17 protein-coding genes and 1 other RNA gene are annotated in these 19,519 nt (G+C 67.7%); 6 read left to right on the forward strand and 12 right to left on the reverse strand.

Going from position 1 to position 19,519, the window contains the following annotated elements; all coding sequences use genetic code 11:
* Window positions 1-2 precede the first annotated feature (2 nt).
* Both PVW48_RS16400 and nudC read right to left on the reverse strand, forming a co-directional pair.
* The gene (locus PVW48_RS16400; protein WP_274582087.1) at window positions 3-491 is read right to left on the reverse strand and encodes an SRPBCC family protein; all 489 of its coding nucleotides are present in this window, start codon (window positions 489-491) and stop codon (window positions 3-5) included.
* 20 nt (window positions 492-511) lie between these two features.
* Complete coding sequence (nudC, locus tag PVW48_RS16405) at window positions 512-1,468, reverse strand: NAD(+) diphosphatase (protein WP_274582088.1); 957 nt, start codon at window positions 1,466-1,468, stop codon at window positions 512-514.
* 120 nt (window positions 1,469-1,588) lie between these two features.
* On the opposite strand from nudC, the gene ffs reads away from it, so the two are divergent.
* The 4 genes from ffs (at window position 1,589) to recR (ending at window position 4,539) form a co-directional block, all read left to right on the forward strand.
* Window positions 1,589-1,685: signal recognition particle sRNA small type (gene ffs / locus PVW48_RS16410), an RNA gene on the forward strand.
* 110 nt (window positions 1,686-1,795) lie between these two features.
* Window positions 1,796-3,559 carry a DNA polymerase III subunit gamma/tau gene (locus PVW48_RS16415; protein ID WP_012177328.1) on the forward strand — a complete coding sequence of 588 codons (1,764 nt, stop codon included), beginning with the start codon at window positions 1,796-1,798 and terminating at the stop codon, window positions 3,557-3,559.
* Window positions 3,560-3,578: 19 nt separating this feature from the next.
* Window positions 3,579-3,923 (forward strand): YbaB/EbfC family nucleoid-associated protein, encoded by a 345-nt coding sequence (locus PVW48_RS16420; protein WP_274582089.1) that lies wholly within the window; start codon window positions 3,579-3,581, stop codon window positions 3,921-3,923.
* A gap of 16 nt (window positions 3,924-3,939) precedes the next feature.
* Window positions 3,940-4,539: a recombination mediator RecR gene (recR, locus tag PVW48_RS16425; protein WP_012177326.1), complete on the forward strand. Its 600-nt coding sequence runs from the start codon at window positions 3,940-3,942 to the stop codon at window positions 4,537-4,539.
* Window positions 4,540-4,688: 149 nt separating this feature from the next.
* Here recR and PVW48_RS16430 read toward each other — a convergent pair whose 3' ends face one another.
* The 10 genes from PVW48_RS16430 to PVW48_RS16475 form a co-directional block, all read right to left on the reverse strand.
* A complete protein-coding gene (locus PVW48_RS16430; protein ID WP_274582090.1) occupies window positions 4,689-7,436 on the reverse strand; it encodes a VCBS repeat-containing protein in 2,748 nt (915 codons plus the stop codon).
* Between the two features lie 191 nt (window positions 7,437-7,627).
* Window positions 7,628-9,730 (reverse strand): TRAP transporter permease, encoded by a 2,103-nt coding sequence (locus PVW48_RS16435; RefSeq protein ID WP_274582091.1) that lies wholly within the window; start codon window positions 9,728-9,730, stop codon window positions 7,628-7,630.
* Between the two features lie 58 nt (window positions 9,731-9,788).
* Window positions 9,789-10,796, reverse strand: a complete 1,008-nt coding sequence (locus PVW48_RS16440) for a TAXI family TRAP transporter solute-binding subunit (protein ID WP_274582092.1) — start codon at window positions 10,794-10,796, stop codon at window positions 9,789-9,791.
* 99 nt (window positions 10,797-10,895) lie between these two features.
* Entirely contained in the window at window positions 10,896-12,791 is a 1,896-nt protein-coding gene (gene uvrC / locus PVW48_RS16445) for an excinuclease ABC subunit UvrC (RefSeq protein WP_274582093.1), read from the reverse strand.
* A 293-nt stretch (window positions 12,792-13,084) separates the two neighbouring features.
* Complete coding sequence (locus tag PVW48_RS16450) at window positions 13,085-13,876, reverse strand: SDR family oxidoreductase (protein WP_274582094.1); 792 nt, start codon at window positions 13,874-13,876, stop codon at window positions 13,085-13,087.
* A 10-nt stretch (window positions 13,877-13,886) separates the two neighbouring features.
* Window positions 13,887-14,825, reverse strand: a complete 939-nt coding sequence (locus tag PVW48_RS16455) for a calcium/sodium antiporter (protein WP_274582095.1) — start codon at window positions 14,823-14,825, stop codon at window positions 13,887-13,889.
* Window positions 14,826-14,827: 2 nt separating this feature from the next.
* On the reverse strand, window positions 14,828-14,998 hold the full coding sequence (locus tag PVW48_RS16460) for a hypothetical protein (RefSeq protein WP_012177319.1): 171 nt from the start codon (window positions 14,996-14,998) through the stop codon (window positions 14,828-14,830).
* Window positions 14,999-15,002: 4 nt separating this feature from the next.
* Window positions 15,003-15,800, reverse strand: a complete 798-nt coding sequence (locus PVW48_RS16465) for a S49 family peptidase (RefSeq protein ID WP_274582096.1) — start codon at window positions 15,798-15,800, stop codon at window positions 15,003-15,005.
* Between the two features lie 101 nt (window positions 15,801-15,901).
* A complete protein-coding gene (locus tag PVW48_RS16470) occupies window positions 15,902-16,663 on the reverse strand; it encodes an ABC transporter permease (RefSeq protein ID WP_274582097.1) in 762 nt (253 codons plus the stop codon).
* Window positions 16,660-17,616, reverse strand: coding sequence for an ABC transporter ATP-binding protein (locus tag PVW48_RS16475; protein WP_012177316.1), 957 nt, complete (start codon window positions 17,614-17,616; stop codon window positions 16,660-16,662). Before PVW48_RS16475 ends, PVW48_RS16470 begins: the two co-directional genes overlap by 4 nt.
* A gap of 191 nt (window positions 17,617-17,807) precedes the next feature.
* On the opposite strand from PVW48_RS16475, the gene PVW48_RS16480 reads away from it, so the two are divergent.
* Window positions 17,808-18,731, forward strand: a complete 924-nt coding sequence (locus tag PVW48_RS16480; protein WP_274582098.1) for a ring-cleaving dioxygenase — start codon at window positions 17,808-17,810, stop codon at window positions 18,729-18,731.
* Entirely contained in the window at window positions 18,728-19,393 is a 666-nt protein-coding gene (locus tag PVW48_RS16485; RefSeq protein WP_274582099.1) for an alpha/beta hydrolase, read from the forward strand. Before PVW48_RS16480 ends, PVW48_RS16485 begins: the two co-directional genes overlap by 4 nt.
* Window positions 19,394-19,519 lie beyond the last annotated feature (126 nt).

Here is a 19,519-nt window from a genome sequence, read left to right on the forward strand (position 1 = left end):
ATTCACGACGCGTCCGGCCCGCCCTCGGGCGGGGCGTGGATGCGGTCTTCCAACTCGCGCAGGGACTTGCGCACGCGCTTGCGATACTGCTTGGCCAGCGAGGCCCGCGCCAGCTTCATCGATTGCAGGATCACCTTGGCGCTGATCGACTTGGCGCGCAGCTTGGTGGTGATCGTCACCTCCGTGGCGTCCGGGTCGAGCACCCGGCAGTCGAAATCGCTCTCGAAGAACAACCCCTGCACCCGGCCCTCGAACCGCATCCCCGTGGGCGCGGCCAGCTTGACCAGCGCGAACTCCGCCACCCGGTCCCGCCCCTTGGCCCGGAACGGCACCCGCCACTGCATCCCCGGCGCGGGGCGGGGCAGGTTGTCGAGCCGCTCGACCTGCACTCCGCGCGCCAGCGCATCGCGCTCGTAATGGGCCATGTCGCTCAGGCCCGCGAACACCAGATCGATCGGGCCCGTGACCACCTCGGAAGCTCTGAATTGCAAACCGCTCTCTCCTTCGTGCCCTAGCGCGCCTCGTCCCGGAGCCACGCGCTCAGCAGGCTGTGGGCGATGGCGCCCTTTCGGGGCTCGCGCATCTCCGGATGGGTGCCCGCGAACACGTCGATCATCTCTTCCCGGCCCATCCAGCGCGCATCCTCGATCTCCACCGGGTCGACGGTGATCGCGTCGCTGACCGCCTCGCCCGCGCACCCCATCATCAACGACGCCGGATAGGGCCACGGCTGGGACGCGATGTAGCGCACGGGGCCGACGCGGACACCGGCCTCCTCATAGACCTCGCGCCGCACGGCCCCCTCCAGGGTCTCGCCCGGCTCCACGAACCCCGCCAGCAACGAATACATCCGCTCCGGCCAGCCGGGCGAGCGGCCCACCAGTACCTTGTTGCCCCGGGTGATCAGCATGATGACAACCGGGTCCGTGCGCGGGAAATGCCGCCGCCCGCAGGACGGGCAAAGCCGCTGCCAACCGGCATCGGCCAGATCGCTCTTGACCCCGCACATGGAACAGAACCCGTGGGTGCGGTGCCATTCCAGCAGCTGCCGCGCCGCCGCCGCCAGTTCCGCCTCGCGCCGGGTGAGCAGGGTCATCACCCCGCGCAGTTCCTTGAACAGATGCCCCTCGGGCAGATCGGGATGCTGCTGCTCGGAGCGGTCGAGAAAACTGTCCAGCTCCCCCACCTCTTCGACCGGCTGCCAGCCCGACAGGTCATAGGCGAACCGCGGACCCGCCTCGTCCAGGCCCAGGAAAATGGGCGCCTCCGTCGCCGCGTCCAGGACCGGATGGTCCAGCGGCAGCTTCACCAACCCCTCCGGCGCGACAGCCGGTTTCGCCCGCCAGAAGGCGATCGCCCGCGCCGCCGGGTCCGCGACCAGCCGCGCCATGGCCTCCGGGTCCATGCGCAGATGCGCCGCGCGCTCCAGACCGGAGCTGCCAAAGGTAATGCTGTCTTCGAATGGCATGGGCCGCGTCCTCCTCCGCGCCCGTGCTTGCCACGAGACGCCCGGAGGCGCAATCGCCGCCCCGCCCTCCTGACAGGCCGGGTCTTGCAGTCGCACGGCAGGATGCGTATATCGCAAATCGAGAGGTTGGCGCGGGCGAGCGCCTCGCCAACCCGGTCAGATCCGGAAGGAAGCAGCCGTAACGAGCCCCGCTTGGGTCGTTGTCCAGCCTCTCACCCCCCCACCCGACGCGTGTTGCGACCTGAATGGCGCGCCGCCGCCCCGCGGCGCTGGACCTTGCCCCTGCGCGGCCCTACCCTGTGGCCCGAGCGAGTCAGATGGGGCGACATGAGCGACACCACCACCACCGGTTACCAGGTGCTGGCGCGGAAATACCGCCCGGCGACCTTTGCGGACCTGATCGGCCAGGACGCCATGGTCCGCACCCTGCGCAACGCGTTTCAAGCCGACCGGATCGCCCAAGCCTTCATGATGACCGGCATCCGCGGCACCGGGAAGACCACCACCGCCCGGATCATCGCCAAGGGCATGAACTGCACCGGCGCCGATGGCGCGGGCGGGCCGACCACGGACCCTTGCGGGCAATGCGACAATTGCCGCGGGATCATGGCGGGCCAGCATGTGGACGTGATCGAGATGGACGGCGCCAGCCAGACCAAGATCGACGACATCCGCGCCAATGTGCTCGACTCGGTCTATTACGCCCCGGCCTCCGCGCGCTACAAGATCTTCATCATCGACGAGGTGCACATGCTCTCGACCAGCGCGTTCAACGCGCTGCTCAAGACCCTCGAAGAGCCCCCCGCCCATGTGAAATTCATCTTCGCCACCACCGAGATCCGCAAGGTGCCCGTCACCGTGCTCAGCCGCTGCCAGCGGTTCGATTTGCGCCGGATCGAGCCGGAGGTGATGATCGCCCATCTGCGCCGCATCGCCGGGCTGGAGCGCGCCGAGATCACCGATGACGCACTGGCACTGATCACGCGGGCCGCCGAGGGGTCGGTGCGCGATGCCATGAGCCTGCTGGATCAGGCGATCAGCCACGGCGCGGGCGAGACCACCGCCGAGCAGGTGCGCGCCATGCTGGGCCTGGCGGACCGGGGCCGGGTGATGGACCTGTTCGACCTGGTGATGCGCGGCGACGCGGCGGGGGCGCTGACCGAACTGTCGGCGCAGTATTCCGACGGGGCCGATCCCATGGCGGTGCTGCGCGATCTCGCCGAGGTGACGCACTGGGTCTCGGTGATCAAGATCACCCCCGATGCCGCCGAGGATCCCACCGTCAGCCCCGATGAACGTGCCCGCGGGCAGGCGGCGGCGGCGGAGTTGCCCATGCGCGCACTGACCCGGATGTGGCAGATGCTGCTCAAGGCGCTGGAGGAGGTCGCGATCAGCCCCAACGCCATGATGGCCGCCGAGATGGCGATCATCCGGCTGACCCATGTGGCCGACCTGCCCTCCCCCGAAGATCTGGTGCGCAAGCTGCAGACCATGACGCCCCCACCCGCCACGCCCGGCGGCGGCGCGGCCCCCGGCGGCCCCGGCACGGGCGTCAGCGCGCGCGGACATGGCGCGGCCCCCGCCCCGCGCGGCGGCGGTGTGCGCGCCTCCGCCGGTCCTGCACTGGCCATGGCCCAGGCCGATCCCGACGCGCTGGCGCGGTTCCGGCGGTTCGACGATGTGGTCGCCCTGATCCGCAGCCACCGGGACGTGAAGCTCCTGGTCGAGGTTGAAGGCTGCCTGCGTCTGGCCGCCTACAGCCCCGGCCGGATCGAGTTCGCGCCGACCGAGAACGCGCCGCGCGACCTCGCCGCCCGCCTCGCCGCCCGCCTGCAAAGCTGGACCGGCGCCCGCTGGGCGGTCTCCGTGGTGGCCGAGGCCGACGCCCCCACCATCGCCGAGACCCGCGACGCCGAAAAACTGGAGATGGAGCGCAACGCGCTGGACCACCCGCTCGTGGCCGCCGTCTTCGCCGCCTTCCCCAAGGCAAGGATCACCGAAATCCGCACCCGCGAGGCCCTGACCCAGGAGGCCGCCATCGAGGCGCTTCCGGAAGTCGAGGATGAATGGGACCCGTTCGAAGACGACTAACCTCCCGAAAGGAAACATCATGCTCAAGGGATTGGGAAATCTGGGCGACATGGCCAAGGTCATGAAGCAGGCCCAGGAAATGCAGGCCAAGATGGCCGAAATGCAGGAAAACCTGAAAACCATCACCGTGACCGGCGAGAGCGGCGCGGGACTGGTCAAGGCCACCGCCACCGCCAAGGGCGAGCTCACGGGGCTGGACATCGACCCGTCGATCTTCAACCCCGAGGAAAAGGAAGTCGCCGAGGACCTGATCCTCGCCGCGATCAAGGACGCCCAGGCCAAGGCGCTCGACAAGGGGCGCGAAGAGATGGCCAAGGTCACCGAGGGGCTGAACCTGCCCGAGGGCATGAAGCTGCCCTTATGAGCCGGGAACACAGGACGTGAGCACCGCGCCCAAGGATATCGAAACGCTGATCGACCTGATGGCGCGGCTGCCCGGACTGGGCCCGCGCTCGGCCCGGCGCGCGGTGCTGTTCCTGCTCGGCAAGAACCGCCGCCTTCTGGCGCCCCTGGGCGAAGCCATGACCGCCGTGGCCCAGACCGCCCGCGATTGCCTGAACTGCGGCAATATCGGCACCAGCGATATCTGCGACATCTGCACATCCGAAAAACGCGCCACCGGCGAGATCTGCGTGGTCGAGGATGTCGCGGACCTCTGGGCGATGGAGCGGGCGGGCGTGTTCAAGGGCCGCTACCACGTGCTCGGCGGCACGCTCTCGGCGCTCGATGCGGTCGGCCCCGAAGAGCTGCGCATCCCCAAGCTGCGCGACCGCGCGGTCAGCGAGGGCGCGACCGAGATCATCCTCGCCCTCGGCGCCACGGTGGACGGCCAGACCACCGCACATTACATCGCCGAAGCGCTGGAAGGCACCGGCGTCGCGGTCACGAGCCTCGCCCAGGGCGTGCCCATCGGCGGCGAGCTCGACTATCTCGACGACGGGACGATCACCGCGGCCCTGCGGGCGCGCAAATCGTTCTGATCCCGAGCGCCCCGAGACCGGGGGCGCCGTAGCCCCTGCCAAGGCTTTGCGCCGTGCTCCGCACGTCGCCGGGGGCGAGAGGGGCCAGCCCCTCTCGCGCTCTCCCCGGGATATTTTCAGACTTGAGCCAGGGCACGCCCGGCCCCCGGTCACAGGTTGACCAGATGCCCGCGCTGCGCCCAGGTCAGGCCGATCTGCGAGACGGTCTTGTTCGGATCGCCCTCGGGATAGAGCCGCCCGTGATTCACCCCGACCATGCCGGTGCCCCAGCCGTTATGGATGAATACATCCGTCAGCCCGTCGATCACCGTGTCCCGGTCGCCCAGCGCGATATCCCGCCCCGTGCGGTGGAAATCCCCCAGCACGAACCGGTCCCGCGCCCCGAGGTTCCAGCGCCCGTTGAAATGGCTGTGGATCGCGTGGACCACCTTCATCTCACCGTCCTGCCAGACCAGCACATAGAGGCCGGTCTTGCCGTAATGGCCCGCCCCGTTCTGGTCCTTGCGGATCAGCACCCCGTCCCGGTCCGTCCGGAACCGGCCCGCATACATCCGGTCCTCGGGGTCCAGCGGCATCCGGCGATCCGCCCGGTCCTCGTGGTGGTTCACATGCTCTTTCGTCATCCATAGCACGCGGAACCGCCCGCCCTGCCATTTCAGCACCCCGATCCAGCCATCGCTGCGGATCACGATCTCGTCCATCCCGTCGCCATCCACATCCGCGATGGCGTGCCAGTCGCCGGGGCCGAGGTTCCAGCCATCGACCCAGTCATGCTGGATCCCGGCACGCACGAGTTTCTGCGCCCGCGCATCCCAGCGCAGCAGGCCGATCCAGTTGTCGCTGCGGATCACGATCTCGTCCCGCTCCTCGGTGGAGAACCGCCCGACATACTCCCGGTCATCGCGCCCGAGATTCCAGTCGTCGATCCAGTCGTGATGGATCTTCTTCAGCCGCAGCCGCCCGCCTTCCAGCTTCATCACCCCGGCCCATTCGGGCGAGCGGATATAGACCTCCGCCGCGCCATCCCCGTCGAGATCGGCCAGAAGCTCCCGATTGTCCGGGCCCAGGTTCCAGCCATCCACCCAGTCATGCTGGACGGTGACACTCTCGAACCGGCTGCGGGTCCATTTCAGCACGCCGATCCACTCGGGCGAGCGGATCAGGATCTCGTCCCGGCCGTCCCCGTCCAGATCGCCGACCGTCTGGCGGTTGTCGGTCCCGAGGTTCCAGCCGCCGATCCAGCCGTCCTGCCGCTTCTCGACATTCCACTGGCCCTCGCCGTGGCTCAGAAGTGCGGCGGCATTGCCGTTGCGGATGAAGATCTCCTCGCCGGAGGTCGCCGAGGCGGGCGTGAACCGGCCCGCCAGCGCGCGGTCCTCGGTGCTGACGGTCCAGCCGATGCTGTGATGCGCGTTGATCTCCAACTCGAAGCGCAGCTGCTCCGCCTCGATCCGGATGCCGGTGATCGACAGCCCGGAATTGCGCGGGCCGTAAAGGTTGCTCGACGGCGCGGTCGCCGGCGTGAAGCTGTTCTGCGCGCCTTGCGGGAAAAGCTTGCCGGTCAGCTCCTTGTGGCCATGCCAGTCCACCACGTTGGGCCCGCCCGCATCGGCGAACTCGGTGTTGAAGAAGGGCGCATCGCGCAACAGCCACGTACTGGGCACGCCGATCCGGTCATTGACATGGGTGATGAGCAACCCCTCTTCCGGCAAGCCCCCATCGGGGCGCCAGACCTCCGCCCCGGTGGATTTGCGGTACTCCAGCAGGAAATATTCATGGGGCGTGAACTCCGGGTCCGGGACGACCTTGATCGCTTCGTGATCGGTCGTATAGGGCCGCAGGGACAGGGTGCGCCGCGACACGTTCGGCCCCTCGATCACCTGCTTGAAGGACAGCCAGCCCATCCGCTCCTTGAAGAGCGAGGAAACCTCGGACATCCGCCCCGGGGGGGAATTGTCGCCCAGCAAGTCCCAATACCCGGTGCATCCCGAGGGGCCGTAGAGGTCCCAGAATTCCAGGAAGTTGTGGGCGTATTCATGGTTCAGCGTGCCCCACCAGGTTCGGCCGACCTTCCCCGGTGCCTCCGGCGGCGCGTAGGTGTCGAGCCCGAAGCGGATATGGGTCACGTCGCCCACGGTATAGGTCGTACCCGAGACGTCGATATCGTAGCCGCCGAACCGCGCGCTGGCATGGGTCCAGTAGTTCTGCACCAGCACCAGCGACGGGATCCAGCGCTTGCCGTTCTTCATCAGACCGCCCGCGGCCTGCCAGATGGCCTGGGCATTGGCCTTGACGCAGCGCCTGATCAGTTCCTCCCAGGCCTGCACATCCCCGCCGGGCGGCGCGATGTCGGGGATCAGCGGCTTGCCCGCACCGTCCCGCGGCGTGTTCAGCCCGAAGGCGAAGGCCCCGTTCGACAGCGCGCCCCAGTACTGGGTCAGGCTCTCGGAGATGCCCGGCGACAGCGCCCCGGGCCCCTCGTCGAGGAAGGTCCTGGCCGTGGCCACCGTGGTGGCGGCATAGTCGTCGGGCCGGTCGGCGGCGGGCATGTCAAGGTTGAAGAACAGCGCCACGGAATTCCACTGGGGCGCATAGCTCGGCAGGTCGGCGCCCGGGCGCGGTGCCGGGCTCGGGATCGGGCGCGGCATCAGCGGAAACTCGAACGCCCCGCGCGGCGGGCGGCGCAGGTCCGGCAGCTCCCCCGCAGGCGGGTGGTAACACGGCGTCAGATGCCGGTCATAGGGCCGGTCCACCTTGCGCAGCTGCGCGATCTTGTCGGGGTCGAGGGACGGCACCGCCGGGCGGTAGGTGACCACGGGCGGGTCGCGCGGATCATGGTGCAGGGTTGGAAAAGGAGCGCGAAAAACGAGACGGTTACCGAGCCGAAATCTGGGCATGGGGTCCTCCTGAAAACGAGTGCCAGACAATGAACCGCAGGACATGCCCGGAATGGGGGCGCTACGGCAGGACCGCTTCTAGACCGGCCCCGTTAGGCAAATGTTAGGCAGATGGTAACACATGCCCGACGTTTGCCCGACACTTGCCCGACACATGCCCGACGGATGTCCGACCGGGTCGGGCGGGGGCCTCACGCGTCGGTCTCGGCCCTCGGCGCCCCGGCCACCGGCACCCCGTCGCGCAGGTTCCACGCCAGCAGCAGCGCCAAGCAGACCACGCCCGCGACATTGGCCCAGATCAGGCCCGGCCACAGGCAGGCCAGCCCCGCCAGCCCGCTCAGAACCCGCGGAAAAAGGCCCAGGGGCCGCTCCATGCAGCCCTGAATCCCCGCCGCCAGCGCGTAGATGCCGACCACCGCGAAGGCAAAGACCTGCACCATCGCACCCCAGTCGCCCGACAGAAGCGGCGTGTAGGCAAAGAGCACCGGCACGATATAGAGACCCTTGGCCAGCTTCCAGCTTGCCACCCCCGTCGCCATCGCCGGCGCCTTGGCAATCGCCGCCGCGGTGAAGGCCGCGAGGGCCACGGGCGGGGTGACGTTGCTGTCCTGGCTGAGCCAGAAGACGATCATATGCGCCGACAGAAGGGCCGCGACCGCGGCCTCGGGCGGCACCACCAGGTCGCGCAGGGGCGCGGCCACTTCCAGGGGCAGGCCGCGGACCAGCGCGGTTGCATCGGCCTCGGACATCGGGGCTGCGAGCAGCGCCATCTGATCGGGCGCGCCCAGCATGAAGATCGCCTGCGCCGTGGGCGGCAAGGTCCCGGCGGCGATCTGCGCGATCACCACCTGGTCGGCGATCATGCCCGCCAGCGCCGGGGCCGAGAGCGTCGCCAGCACGATATAGGCCGCCGTCACCGGCAGCCCCATACCCAGAACCAGGCTCGCCAAGGCGATAAGTACAATCGCCACAAGGATATTTCCGCCCGACCAGGCGGCGATCATCAGGCTGAAGGTGTTACCGACCCCCGCCGTGGCGATCACGTTGACCACCAACCCGACCGCACACAGGAGCACCGCCGTCAGGATCATCCCCTTGGTGCCCATGACCAGCGCCTCGAACACCGCGCGCGGGCCCATGCGGGTGCGGGTCAGCCAGCTCGACGCCACCACCGCGATGATCCCGAACACCGCCGCATAGGTGGGGGTGAACCCGCTCACCAGCATCCCGATCAGCAGTCCGATGGGCAACACGAAGCTCGCGCCGCCCTCCAGGAAGGCACGGCGCAGGGTCTGGCCCTCGTCGGCCATGGGCGGCAGGTTCTGGCGCCGCGCCTCGATCCGCACGAAGAAGGCCACCGACAGGAAATAAAGCAGCGCAGGCAGGGCCGCGACCGCCACGATGGTCTCGTACGGGATGGCGGTGAAGCTCGCCATCACGAAGGCCCCGGCCCCCATGATCGGCGGCATCAGCTGCCCGCCGGTGGAGGCCGCGGCCTCGACCCCGCCTGCGAATTTCGGCTGGAAGCCCGCGCGCTTCATCAGCGGGATGGTGATCACGCCGGTCGATGCGGTGTTGGCCACCGCCGAGCCCGAGATCGTGCCCGTCAGCCCGCTGGCAATCACCGCCACGATGCCCGGCCCCCCGACCATGCGCCCGGCCACGGCGCGCGCCAGGTTGATCACGAACTCCCCCGCGCCGGAGCGCAGCAGGAACGCGCCGAAAATGATGAACAGAAACACGTAGGTCGACGAAATGCTGGCGATGGAGCCGAACATCGCATCGTCGCCATAGACCGAGCGGAAAAGCACCGATTCCAGTTTCAGGCCGGGGAAGTTGAACACCCCGCCCACGAACTTGCCCCACCAGACCACGTAGCTGAGCGCGATCACGATCAGGGCCGGGATGATCCAGCCGGTCAGCCGCCGGGTCAGCTCGATCGCGCCCAGAACCACGATGATGGCGGCGATCCAGTCGGCGGTGTTGAACTTCACGCCCCGGTCGTAGATGCCATCCTCGGCATAGCTGAGATATACCGCCGCCGCCGCGACCACCAAGCCCAGCACGAGGTCGACCCCGAGGGCCAGCCGCCCCCGCGCGATGGGATAGAACAGGGCCGCGAGCGCAGCAAAGCCCGCGAAGTGGAAGGCGTTGCGCTGCAACTCCGACAGGACGGGATCGAAGGCCACGTAGATATGGCCGACCGCGATCAGGAAGGAGGCGACCGCGATCAGGGTGCCCGGCAGGCCGGAAAATCGGCGCAAGCCGCCGCTGTCGTCGGATGGGTCGGGCATCGGCACCTCCCTGAAAGACCTGCGCCCCGGACCGGGGTTCGGGGCGCAGGCGTTGCCGTTACTGGGCCTTGAGCCGGTCCGGAATTTCGATCCCGACCTCCTCGTAGTAGCGCTGCGCGCCCGGGTGCAGCGGCAGCGGCAGGCCCGCGATCGCGCTCTCGATGGCCATGGCCTGGGTCGCCGGGTGGATCGCGTTCAGGAAGGGCAGGTTTTCATAGATCGTCTTGGTGATCTGGTAGACATGCTCATCCGGCAGGTCGGCAGACGTTGCGAGGAAGTTGGGCTGCGCGATGGTCTGCACGTCCTCCGCCTGGCCCGGATAGGTGCCCGCCGCGATGGTGTAGGGGGTCCAGAGCTCCCGCCCGCCATCGGCCTGGGCGGCTTGCTCCGGCGTGAAGTTCAGCAGGGTGACACTGTCCCCGGCGGCGGCCATCAGCTGGCTGATCGCGCCCACGGGCACGCCTGCGGGGGTGCCGATGCCCTTGACCTGCCCGTTCTGCAAAGCCTCCGCCGAGGGGCCGTAGCCGCCGAAGACGAGCTCATAGTCGGATTCGATGTCCACCCCGAAGCTCGACAGGATCGTCGCATTCGACCCGATGGTGCCGGAGTTCTGACGTCCCAGCGCCATGGCCTCGCCCTTCAGGGCGACGAGATCCTCGATCGTGCCAGTGGGCGCTGCGTCGGCTGCGACGACGAAATGCTCCACATTCTGCCACAGCATGGTGACCGAGCGCAGGTTTTCCTGCTTGCCGGATTCCTCCAGCGGGCCGGTGCCCGTGGCCGCATAGTAGCCGAAGAGGCCCTGCATGATGCCGAACTGCGCCTCGCCCTCGCGGATCAGGCGCACGTTCTCACCCGACCCGGCCGAGCTGATGGCGGACATGCCGATCTTCTGGGACGGCTCCAGCTTGACCTTCACCAGGGTCGAAAGCGCCACGCCGACCGGATAGTAGGTGCCCCCCGTGGAGGCCGTGGCCAGGATGTAGTTCGCGCCCTCGGCCTTCGCGCCGGTTGCCACGGACAGAGAGATTGCGGCGGCCGCAGCCGCGCAAACGAGATGTTTCATGGTGTTCGCTCCCTTTCGCTGGGTTCTGGTGTCCGAACCCTTGGCAGGCAGTGTAGCCCGCCGACGCGCGGGTGCAATCACCGAAACTGGGTAGGGGTGTCAGCCCTTCTGGTCGTGAAAGAAGTCGTAGATGGTCTGCGCCATGGTCGCCGAGACGCCCTCGACCGCCTTGAGGTCCGACAGGTTGGCGCGGCTGACCGCCTTGGCGGAGCCGAAATGCGCCAGCAATGCGCGCTTGCGCTTGGCACCCACCCCCGGCACATCGTCGAGCGGCGTGCGGGAGACCGATTTCGACCGCTTCGCCCGGTGCGTGCCGATGGCGAAACGGTGCGCCTCGTCGCGCAGGCGTTGGACGAAGTAGAGCACCGGATCGTTGTGACGGAGAGCCGTGGGGCGCGCACCGGGGCGGTGGAATTCCTCCTTGCCCGCGTCGCGGTCCACGCCCTTGGCCACGCCGATGAAGGGCACGTCCTCGACCCCGAGATCGCCGAGGATTTCCGCCACCGCCGAGACCTGCCCCGCCCCGCCGTCGATCAGCAACAGGTCCGGCCAGGCCTCGCTCTCGCGGTCGGGGTCTTCTTTCAGCAGGCGCTGGAAGCGGCGTTGCAACACCTCTTTCATCATGCCGAAATCGTCGCCCGGGGTCAGGTCGGTGCCGCGAATGTTGAACTTGCGGTACTGGGATTTCAGGAACCCGTCCGGGCCCGACACGATCATCGCACCGACCGCGTCCGTGCCCTGGATATGGGAGTTGTCGTAGACCTCGATCCGCTTGGGCGGCGCGTCCAGATCGAAGGCCTCGGCCAGACCGCGCAGCAGCTTGGTCTGCGTGGCGCTTTCGGCCATGCGGCGGGCGAGGCTCTCGCGGGCGTTGCGCTCTGCCCCGGCGATCAACTCGGCCTTTTCGCCGCGCTTGGGCACGAGGATCTCGACCTTGCGGCCCCTCTTTTCGCCCAGCGCGTCGGCCATGAGGTCATGGTTGTCGATCGGATGGGACAGCAGGATCTGCCGGGGCGGGTCCTTCTGGTCGTAGAACTGCCCGAGGAAGGCTTCGAGGATTTCGGGCGCCTCGGCCCCCGCCCCGGTGCGCGGATAGAAGTCGCGGTTGCCCCAGTTCTGGTTTGCTCGGATGAAGAACACCTGCACGCAGGCCTGCCCGTTCTCGAGGTGGAGCGCGATCACATCCGCCTCGGACACGCCGCGCGGGTTGATGCCCTGGGCCGACTGCACCTGGGTCATGGCGCGGATGCGGTCGCGCAGGGCGGCGGCGCGCTCGAACTCCATCGCCTCGGCAGCCTCGGTCATCTGGACGGCGAGGCGTTCCTGCACCTCGGTGGACTTGCCCGACAGGAACCGTTCGGCATCGCGCACGGAGGCGGCGTAATCCTCTTCGGAGATATAGCCGACGCACGGGCCCGAGCAGCGCTTGATCTGGTAGAGCAGGCAGGGGCGCGTGCGGCTTTCGAACATCGCGTCCGAGCAGTTGCGCAGCAGGAAGGCCTTCTGCAGCTGGTTGAGCGTCCGGTTCACCGCCCCCGCACTGGCGAAGGGGCCGTAATAGGCGCCCTTGGTGGCCTTGCGCCCGCGATGCTTGCGGATCTGCGGATAGGCGTGGTCCTTGGCCACCAGGATGTTCGGAAAGCTCTTGTCGTCGCGCAAAAGCACGTTGTAGCGCGGCTTGAGTTGCTTGATGAGGTTCTGCTCCAGCAGCAGCGCCTCGGTCTCGGTCCGCGTGGTCAGGAACATCATCGACGCGGTCTCGGAGATCATCCGCGCGATCCGCGCCGAGTGCCCCGAGGGGCGCGCGTAGTTCGACACCCGCGCCTTGAGGTTGCGAGCCTTGCCCACGTAGAGCACCCGGGATTGCGCATCGAGCATCCGGTACACCCCGGGCGAGCCGTCGAGGGTTTTCAGATAGGCCTGGATGCGCGCATGACCGGTCAGCGCCTCCGCTTCGGGGTCCAATCCGTCCGACAGTTCGCCATTGTCGCTCATCTCATTGCTGCTCCGACTGGCCTGTGCAGCTTTGTCCACCACTTATGTGGATAACTCTGGGGGCAAGTTTTCGGCAACCCGGATTTTCCCTTTGTTTCAGCCGACTTCTTCACTTTGATTAAAATTTGGGCAGCCATCTAACCTGCTGGAAAGATGAGACAATTCAGGCTGACACTCTAATTGTCAATCAAAGTAAAAGAATCATGACACTCTCGGAGGGCTGCTTGAGCCCGGTGGACAAGTCAAGGCTTCCAAGCGGGTTTTCGCCCGCGGAAACCCGCTTGCGCCGAAGTTTATTCCACCCCGATCACGTCCGGCGTCTCCCAGGACAGGTGCTGGCCGCCATCCACACACAAAAGCTGCCCGGTCACGGCAGGTGCATCCAGAAAGTAGCCCAGCGCGGCGGTGATGCCGGCGGGGTCGGCCCCGCGCCCGAGGATCGTCGCGGCGCGCTGCTTGGCGAAATGTTCCACCGACTGCCGCCCGCCGCGCAGGGTCGGCCCCGGCCCGATGGCATTGACGCGGATGCGCGGGGCGAGAGCCTGTGCCGCGGTCTGCGTGAAGGCCCAGAGCCCCATCTTGGCCAGGGTGTAGGTCATGAATTCAGGCGTCAGCTTGCGCACCCGCTGGTCGATCAGGTTGACCACCAGCGCGCGCGCCAGAGGCTCGTCATTGCCGTCGCGCCCGGTCTCGGGGGCCTGGGCGGCAAACGCCTGGGTCAGCACGAAGGGCGCGCGCAGATTGCTTTCGAAATGGCGGTCCCAGCTGTCGCGCGTGGCGCTCTCCAGGCTGTCATATTCGAAGATCGAGGCGTTGTTGACGAGCACGCTCAGGGGGCCCAGCGCCTCGGCCGCGCGGGGCACCAGCGTGGCGGTCTCGGTCTCGACCAGCAGGTCGGCCTGCACGGTCACCGCCTTGCGGCCCATGGCGCGGATCTGCGCGGCCACGTCCTCGGCGGCGTCGCCGGAACTGGCATAATGCACGGCCACGTCGTGCCCCCGCTCCGCCAGAAAGAGTGCCATCGCCGCGCCGAGCCGTTTGCCCGCGCCGGTCACCAGGGCCGCCCCTGCCATCGCCTGTGTCATGTCCCGCCCCTCACGTCAACAGCGCGACCACATAGGCGACATAGAGCCCCGTCAAGACAACACCGGCCGTTCGCTTCAAATTCACCCGGAAATAGACGAACGGGATGAGCAGGAGCGACGCCCCCAGCATCACCCACAGATCGAAGGTCAGGAATTCGGCCGAGACGGGGATGTCCCCCACCATCGCAGTGATCCCGATGATCGCCAGCAGGTTGAACATGTTCGACCCGATCACGTTGCCCAGCGCCACATCGGCCTGCCGCCGGATCGAGGCCATGACGGTGGTGGCCAGTTCCGGCAGGGAGGTGCCGAAAGCCACAAGGGTCAGGCCGATCACCTCTTCGGAGATGCCGAACGCGCGCGCGATGTTGATCGACGCATCCACCAGCAGGTCCGCCCCCAGGGGCAGGCCGACGAGCCCCAGAAACAGGAACATGACGATCCGCCACCAGGGCATGTCGGGGTCCGCACCCTCGACCTCTTCGACCTCGGGGAGGGCGTTCTTGTGGGCCTTGGCCTCGCGGAACGCGTCGAACAGCATCCATCCCAGCGCGGCCAGCAGCGCCAGCCCGTGCACCCAGGTGATCGGGCCCAGGAAACACACCGCGATGAACAGGATCGTCGCCGCCAGCATCTGCACGTAGCTGCGCCTGGTGTCGCAATCGGCGGTGTGCAGCCCCGCCAGCAGGGCCGGTATCCCCAGCACCAGCAGGATATTGGCGGTATTCGAGCCGACCACATTGCCCAGCGCCAGCCCCGGCGCGCCATCCTTAACCGCCGCGATTGAGATCAGAAGCTCCGGCGCGGAGGTGCCGAAGGCGACGATGGTCAGCGACACGATCAGCGCCGGGATCCCGACGCGCAGGCTGAGATTGACCGCACCTTTGACCAGACTGTCGCCAGCCAGAACAAGAATGAAGAGGCCGAGGCCCGCAAGGAGGAAGTCCATCGCTATCCCTTGCCGCAGCTACACGGGTCGCTGGACAGCAGGTAGCGGCCGCAGGACTTGCATTTCACAGGTTTCTTCAGCGAGACGCGCCCGATATAGGGCAGACGCAGTTTGCCGAACATGGCGAGGATCGCCATGCCGACCAGGAAGATCGTGACCGCCTTGATCATCATGCGATCACAGCCCGTAGCGTGCCCAGAGACCGCGCGCCTCCAGGGCATGCAGCGTGTCGTCCACCACCGAGAAGCCAAAGCGGCCGATCAGCGGGCGGCGCGGGCCATAGGTCCGGAACCGGGTCTTGTCGCCGAATTTCTCTTTCATCACCGGGGCCACGTGGCCGATCCCGTCGGCGAGACCCACATCGATGCCCTGCTGGCCGATCCAGACCTCGCCGGTATAAAGGTCGCGATCCTCGGGCAGCTTCGCGCCGCGCCGGGCGGTGATATGGCCCTTGAAGGTCTCGTGCAGCTGCGCCTGCAGACCCTTGAGCCGCTCGACATCCTCGGGGCGTTCCGGGCGGAACGGGTCCAGCAGGGACTTGTCCTTGCCCGCGGTATAGACGCGCCGTTCGATCCCCTGCCGTTCCATCAACTCGTGGAAGCCGAAAGAGGCCGAGATCACCCCGATCGAGCCGACGATGGAGGTCGCGTCGAGCCAGATCTCGTCCGCCGCGGCCGCGATCCAGTAGCCGCCCGAGGCCGCCACATCCTCGACGAAGGCGTAGACAGGCACCTCTTTTTCCTCAGCCAGCCGCCGGATGCGCGCGCCGATCAGCGAGCTTTGGGCGGGCGAGCCGCCGGGGGAGTTGATCACCAGCGCCACCGCGTCCGGTTTGCCCTTGGTGAACGCGCGTTCCAGCAGCGGCCCCACGGACTGATCATTCAACATGCCACGGCCTGTGGCCGCGATCGCGCCTTGCAGGCGCACCACGGCGACGGTCGGGTCCGATTTCACGAAGGGGAGCCAGCGTTTCATGGTGGGCGATGTAAGCCGCGACCTGCCCAGCGGCAAGGCGCAGCGCGCGCGGGGCGCAAATACTGTTGCCGCCCTGCCCGCCCGGCGCGGGGCCGCGGCGCTCAGCCCCGGATGCGGTAGCCGGAGCGGAAGATCCACCAGATCGCGCCGAAACAGGCCAGCGTGAAGGCGAGAATGGCAAGCAGGCTCCAGACCACGGGCACGTCGGCGGTGCCGAAGAACGACCACCGAAAGCCCGAGATCAGGTAGACCACCGGGTTGAAAAGGGTCACGGTCTGCCAGATCGGCGGCAGCATCGAGATCGAGTAGAAGCTGCCCCCGAGGAACACCAGCGGCGTGATGATCAGCAGCGGAACCAGTTGCAATTGCTCGAAATTCTGCGCGAGAACGCCGATGGTGAAGCCCAGCAGGCTGAAGGCGATGCAGGTCAGCACCAGGAAACACAACATCCAGATCGGGTGCTGGATCTCCAGCGGCACGAACAGGAACGCCGTGCCGAGTATGATCAGCCCGATCAGCAGCGCCTTGAACGCCGCCGCACCCACATAGCCGATCACGATCTCCAGCGCCGAGATCGGGGCGCTGAGGATTTCGTAGATCGTGCCAATGAACTTTGGGAAATAGATCCCGAAGCTGGCATTGGACACCGATTGCGTCAGCACCGACAGCATGATCAGCCCCGGCACGATAAAGGCCCCGTAGGAGGTGCCGTCGACTTCCTCCATCCGCGCGCCAATGGCCGCCCCGAACACCACGAAATAGAGCGAGGTGGACAGGATCGGCGAGATCAGGCTTTGCAGCATGGTGCGGAAGAACCGGTGCATCTCGTAGCGGAAGATCGTCTGGATCGCGGCGAAGTTCATTGGGCGGCCTCCCGGGGCGCATCGTCATGGACGAGCGAGACGAACACGTCCTCCAGGGAGCTTTGCCGGGTGGACAGGTCGCGCATCACGATGCCCGCGGCGTCCAGCTCGTTGAGCACGCGGCGGATGCCCGTGCGCTCGGCCTGGGTGTCGTAAGTGTAGACGATCTGGTGCCCGCCCGCAGCGAGGGTCAGGTCAGGACCGGTCAGGGCCGCGGGCAGCGCCTCCAGCGGCGCGGCGAGGTCGATCACCGCCTCCTTCTTGCCCATGCGTGCCATCAGGCCCGCGGTTTCCTCGACCAGCAGGATCTCGCCCTTGTTGATCACCGCGATGCGGTCGGCGATCGCCTCGGCCTCTTCGATATAGTGGGTGGTCAGGATGATGGTGACACCCGCCGCCTTCAGCGCTTCGACCACGCGCCACATGTCCCGGCGCAGCTCCACATCGACCCCGGCGGTGGGTTCGTCGAGAAACAGCACCTTCGGGTCATGGGCCAGCGCCTTGGCGATCAGCACCCGCCGTTTCATCCCGCCCGACAATGCGACGATCTTCGAGGCGCGCTTGTCCCACAGGCTCAGGTCGCGGAGGATCTTTTCGATCCGGGCGGGGTCGCGGGGCCTGCCGAACAACCCGCGCGAGAAGGCGACCGTCGCCTCCACCGTCTCGAACGGCTCCAGCGACAGCTCCTGCGGGACCAGCCCGATCATCCGGCGCGTGGCGCGGTAGTCAGCGACCACGTCATGCCCGCCCACGGTGACCGTGCCGCCCGTGGGCATCGTGAGCCCGCAGATGGTCGAGATCAGCGTGGTCTTGCCCGCCCCGTTCGGCCCGAGCAGGGCGAGGATCTCCCCCTCCCGGATCGACAGGGTGACGCCGTTCAATGCGGTGAAGCCGCCGGGATAGGCTTTCACCAGGTCGGTGATGGTGACGATATCTGCGACAGGCTGGGACATCAGGGGCTCCGGGTTGGCGAGAGCGGCACTCTAGGCCCGGAGCGCGGCGGGCGAAAGGCCATGCGCGCGCGGCCCGCCCTGCGAAAATGCACAGAAACGGCGCGGTGCGGCGGAATTGTGCGAATGCCTCGGGGGCTTATGTTGCGGGTCAAGCCGCGGCACAGACGCCGCCGCACCTGACGGAGGCATCCATGAAACACAACACCATTCCCGGCCTGCACCATGTCACCGCGATCTCCGGACCGCCGCAGGACAACGTGGATTTCTTTACCGGCACGCTGGGACAGCGGCTGGTCAAGAAGACCGTGAATTTCGACGCGCCGGACACCTATCACCTCTATTACGGCAACGAGACCGCAGAGCCGGGCACGATCCTGACCTTCTTCCCCTTCGTGGATGCGGGCCCCGGGCGCGCCGGGCCGGGCATGGCGAGCGCCTATGCCTACGCCGTTCCCGCGGGCCGGTTCGACGGCTGGATGGCACGCCTTGCCGAGGATGCCATCGACTTCGACGGCCCCGTTGAGCGGTTCGGCCAGCGCGTGATCACCCTGCGCGACCCGGACGGCGCGCCGGTAGAATTGATCGAGACCGACCGGGTGGCGCAGGCGCCGCTGGACGGGTTCCACTCGGTCACCCTGTGGGAGGCCGACCCGGAGCCCACCGCCAAACTGCTGACCGAGGTGTTCGGCTATAGCGATGGCGGCACCGAGACCGGCGAGGGGATCGAACGGCTACGACTGGTCGCCCCCGGCGATGCCCGCGGCGCGGTGGTCGACCTGATCCGCACCGACACCCCGTCCATCGGGCGGTCCGGGGCGGGCACGATCCATCACGTGGCCTTCCGGGCGCAGGATCACGACACCCACATGGGCTGGCGTGAGAAACTTCTGGGCCTGGGGCATGGCGTGACCCCGGTGATCGACCGGCAGTATTTCGACGCGATCTACTTCCGGGAGCCGGGCGGTGTCCTGTTCGAGATCGCCACCGACCCGCCGGGCTTCGCCACGGACGAGCCGATGGAGGCTCTGGGCCGGAAGCTCATGCTGCCGCCGCAGCACGAGCCGCTTCGCGACCGGATCGAGCGGGTGCTGCCGCCGCTCAGGACCGCCGCATGACCGCGCGGCTGGTGCGGGGCGGGGCGCCCGCGTCCCGCGCCCAGGCGGGCCTCGTCCTTGTCCATGGACGGGGCGGGTCCGCCGCCGACATCCTGCAGGTTGGGGAGGCCCTGGGCCTTCCCGATCTTGCGCTGATCGGGCCGGAGCATCCGGCCCGGTCCTGGTGGCCCACCTCGTTCCTGGCGCTCCATGCCGAGATGGCCGCGCCTTTGGAGGCCGGACTGGATGCCGTTGCGGATGCCGTCGCGGCACTGGAGGCCGAGGGCCTGCCCCGCGCACGGATCGCCGTGGCCGGGTTCAGCCAGGGCGCGTGCCTTGCACTGGAATATGCGGCGCGGCAGGGCACGGGGCTGGCCGGGGCGTTTGGGTTTTCAGGCGCGCTGGTGGGCACCGGGGACACGGACGGCGCGCCGACGCCCGCACTTTACGGGCATGGCGACAAGCGGTTCGACTATGAGACCGACCTGCGCGGGCTGCCCGTCTACCTGAGTGTCCATGAACAGGACCCGCATATCCCCCACGCCCGGGCACAAAGATCGGCGGAGGTGTTTCGAGGCCTCGGGGCAACCGTCGACACGGTGACCGCACCGGGGGCGGGGCATGGGCTGCTGTCCGAGGACATCACCGCCCTGCGCGGCCTTCTGAACCGTCCCGCCGCCTGACCGCGCCAGCATCGGGGGCTTGACCATCCGGTCCGGTCTGTTGACGCATTGGCCGCCCCGTGGCACGCCTGCGGGGCAGGCCGCCCTCGTCCGGGACGCGCCGACACTGACACGGCTTCGGAGGCT

Origin of the sequence: Dinoroseobacter sp. PD6 (assembly GCF_028807315.1) — a bacterium.
In the GTDB taxonomy this organism is placed as follows: Bacteria; Pseudomonadota; Alphaproteobacteria; order Rhodobacterales; family Rhodobacteraceae; genus Dinoroseobacter; species Dinoroseobacter shibae.

Coding starts and splice junctions, on each gene's coding strand:
- nudC (WP_274582088.1), bottom strand. CDS start 1,468: ATGCCATTCGAAGACAGCATTACCTTTGGCAGCTCCGGTCTGGAGCGC.
- PVW48_RS16415 (WP_012177328.1), top strand. CDS start 1,796: ATGAGCGACACCACCACCACCGGTTACCAGGTGCTGGCGCGGAAATAC.
- PVW48_RS16420 (WP_274582089.1), top strand. CDS start 3,579: ATGCTCAAGGGATTGGGAAATCTGGGCGACATGGCCAAGGTCATGAAG.
- PVW48_RS16430 (WP_274582090.1), bottom strand. CDS start 7,436: ATGCCCAGATTTCGGCTCGGTAACCGTCTCGTTTTTCGCGCTCCTTTT.
- PVW48_RS16435 (WP_274582091.1), bottom strand. CDS start 9,730: ATGCCCGACCCATCCGACGACAGCGGCGGCTTGCGCCGATTTTCCGGC.
- PVW48_RS16440 (WP_274582092.1), bottom strand. CDS start 10,796: ATGAAACATCTCGTTTGCGCGGCTGCGGCCGCCGCAATCTCTCTGTCC.
- uvrC (WP_274582093.1), bottom strand. CDS start 12,791: ATGAGCGACAATGGCGAACTGTCGGACGGATTGGACCCCGAAGCGGAG.
- PVW48_RS16450 (WP_274582094.1), bottom strand. CDS start 13,876: ATGACACAGGCGATGGCAGGGGCGGCCCTGGTGACCGGCGCGGGCAAA.
- PVW48_RS16455 (WP_274582095.1), bottom strand. CDS start 14,825: ATGGACTTCCTCCTTGCGGGCCTCGGCCTCTTCATTCTTGTTCTGGCT.
- PVW48_RS16460 (WP_012177319.1), bottom strand. CDS start 14,998: ATGATGATCAAGGCGGTCACGATCTTCCTGGTCGGCATGGCGATCCTC.
- PVW48_RS16465 (WP_274582096.1), bottom strand. CDS start 15,800: ATGAAACGCTGGCTCCCCTTCGTGAAATCGGACCCGACCGTCGCCGTG.
- PVW48_RS16470 (WP_274582097.1), bottom strand. CDS start 16,663: ATGAACTTCGCCGCGATCCAGACGATCTTCCGCTACGAGATGCACCGG.
- PVW48_RS16475 (WP_012177316.1), bottom strand. CDS start 17,616: ATGTCCCAGCCTGTCGCAGATATCGTCACCATCACCGACCTGGTGAAA.
- PVW48_RS16480 (WP_274582098.1), top strand. CDS start 17,808: ATGAAACACAACACCATTCCCGGCCTGCACCATGTCACCGCGATCTCC.
- PVW48_RS16485 (WP_274582099.1), top strand. CDS start 18,728: ATGACCGCGCGGCTGGTGCGGGGCGGGGCGCCCGCGTCCCGCGCCCAG.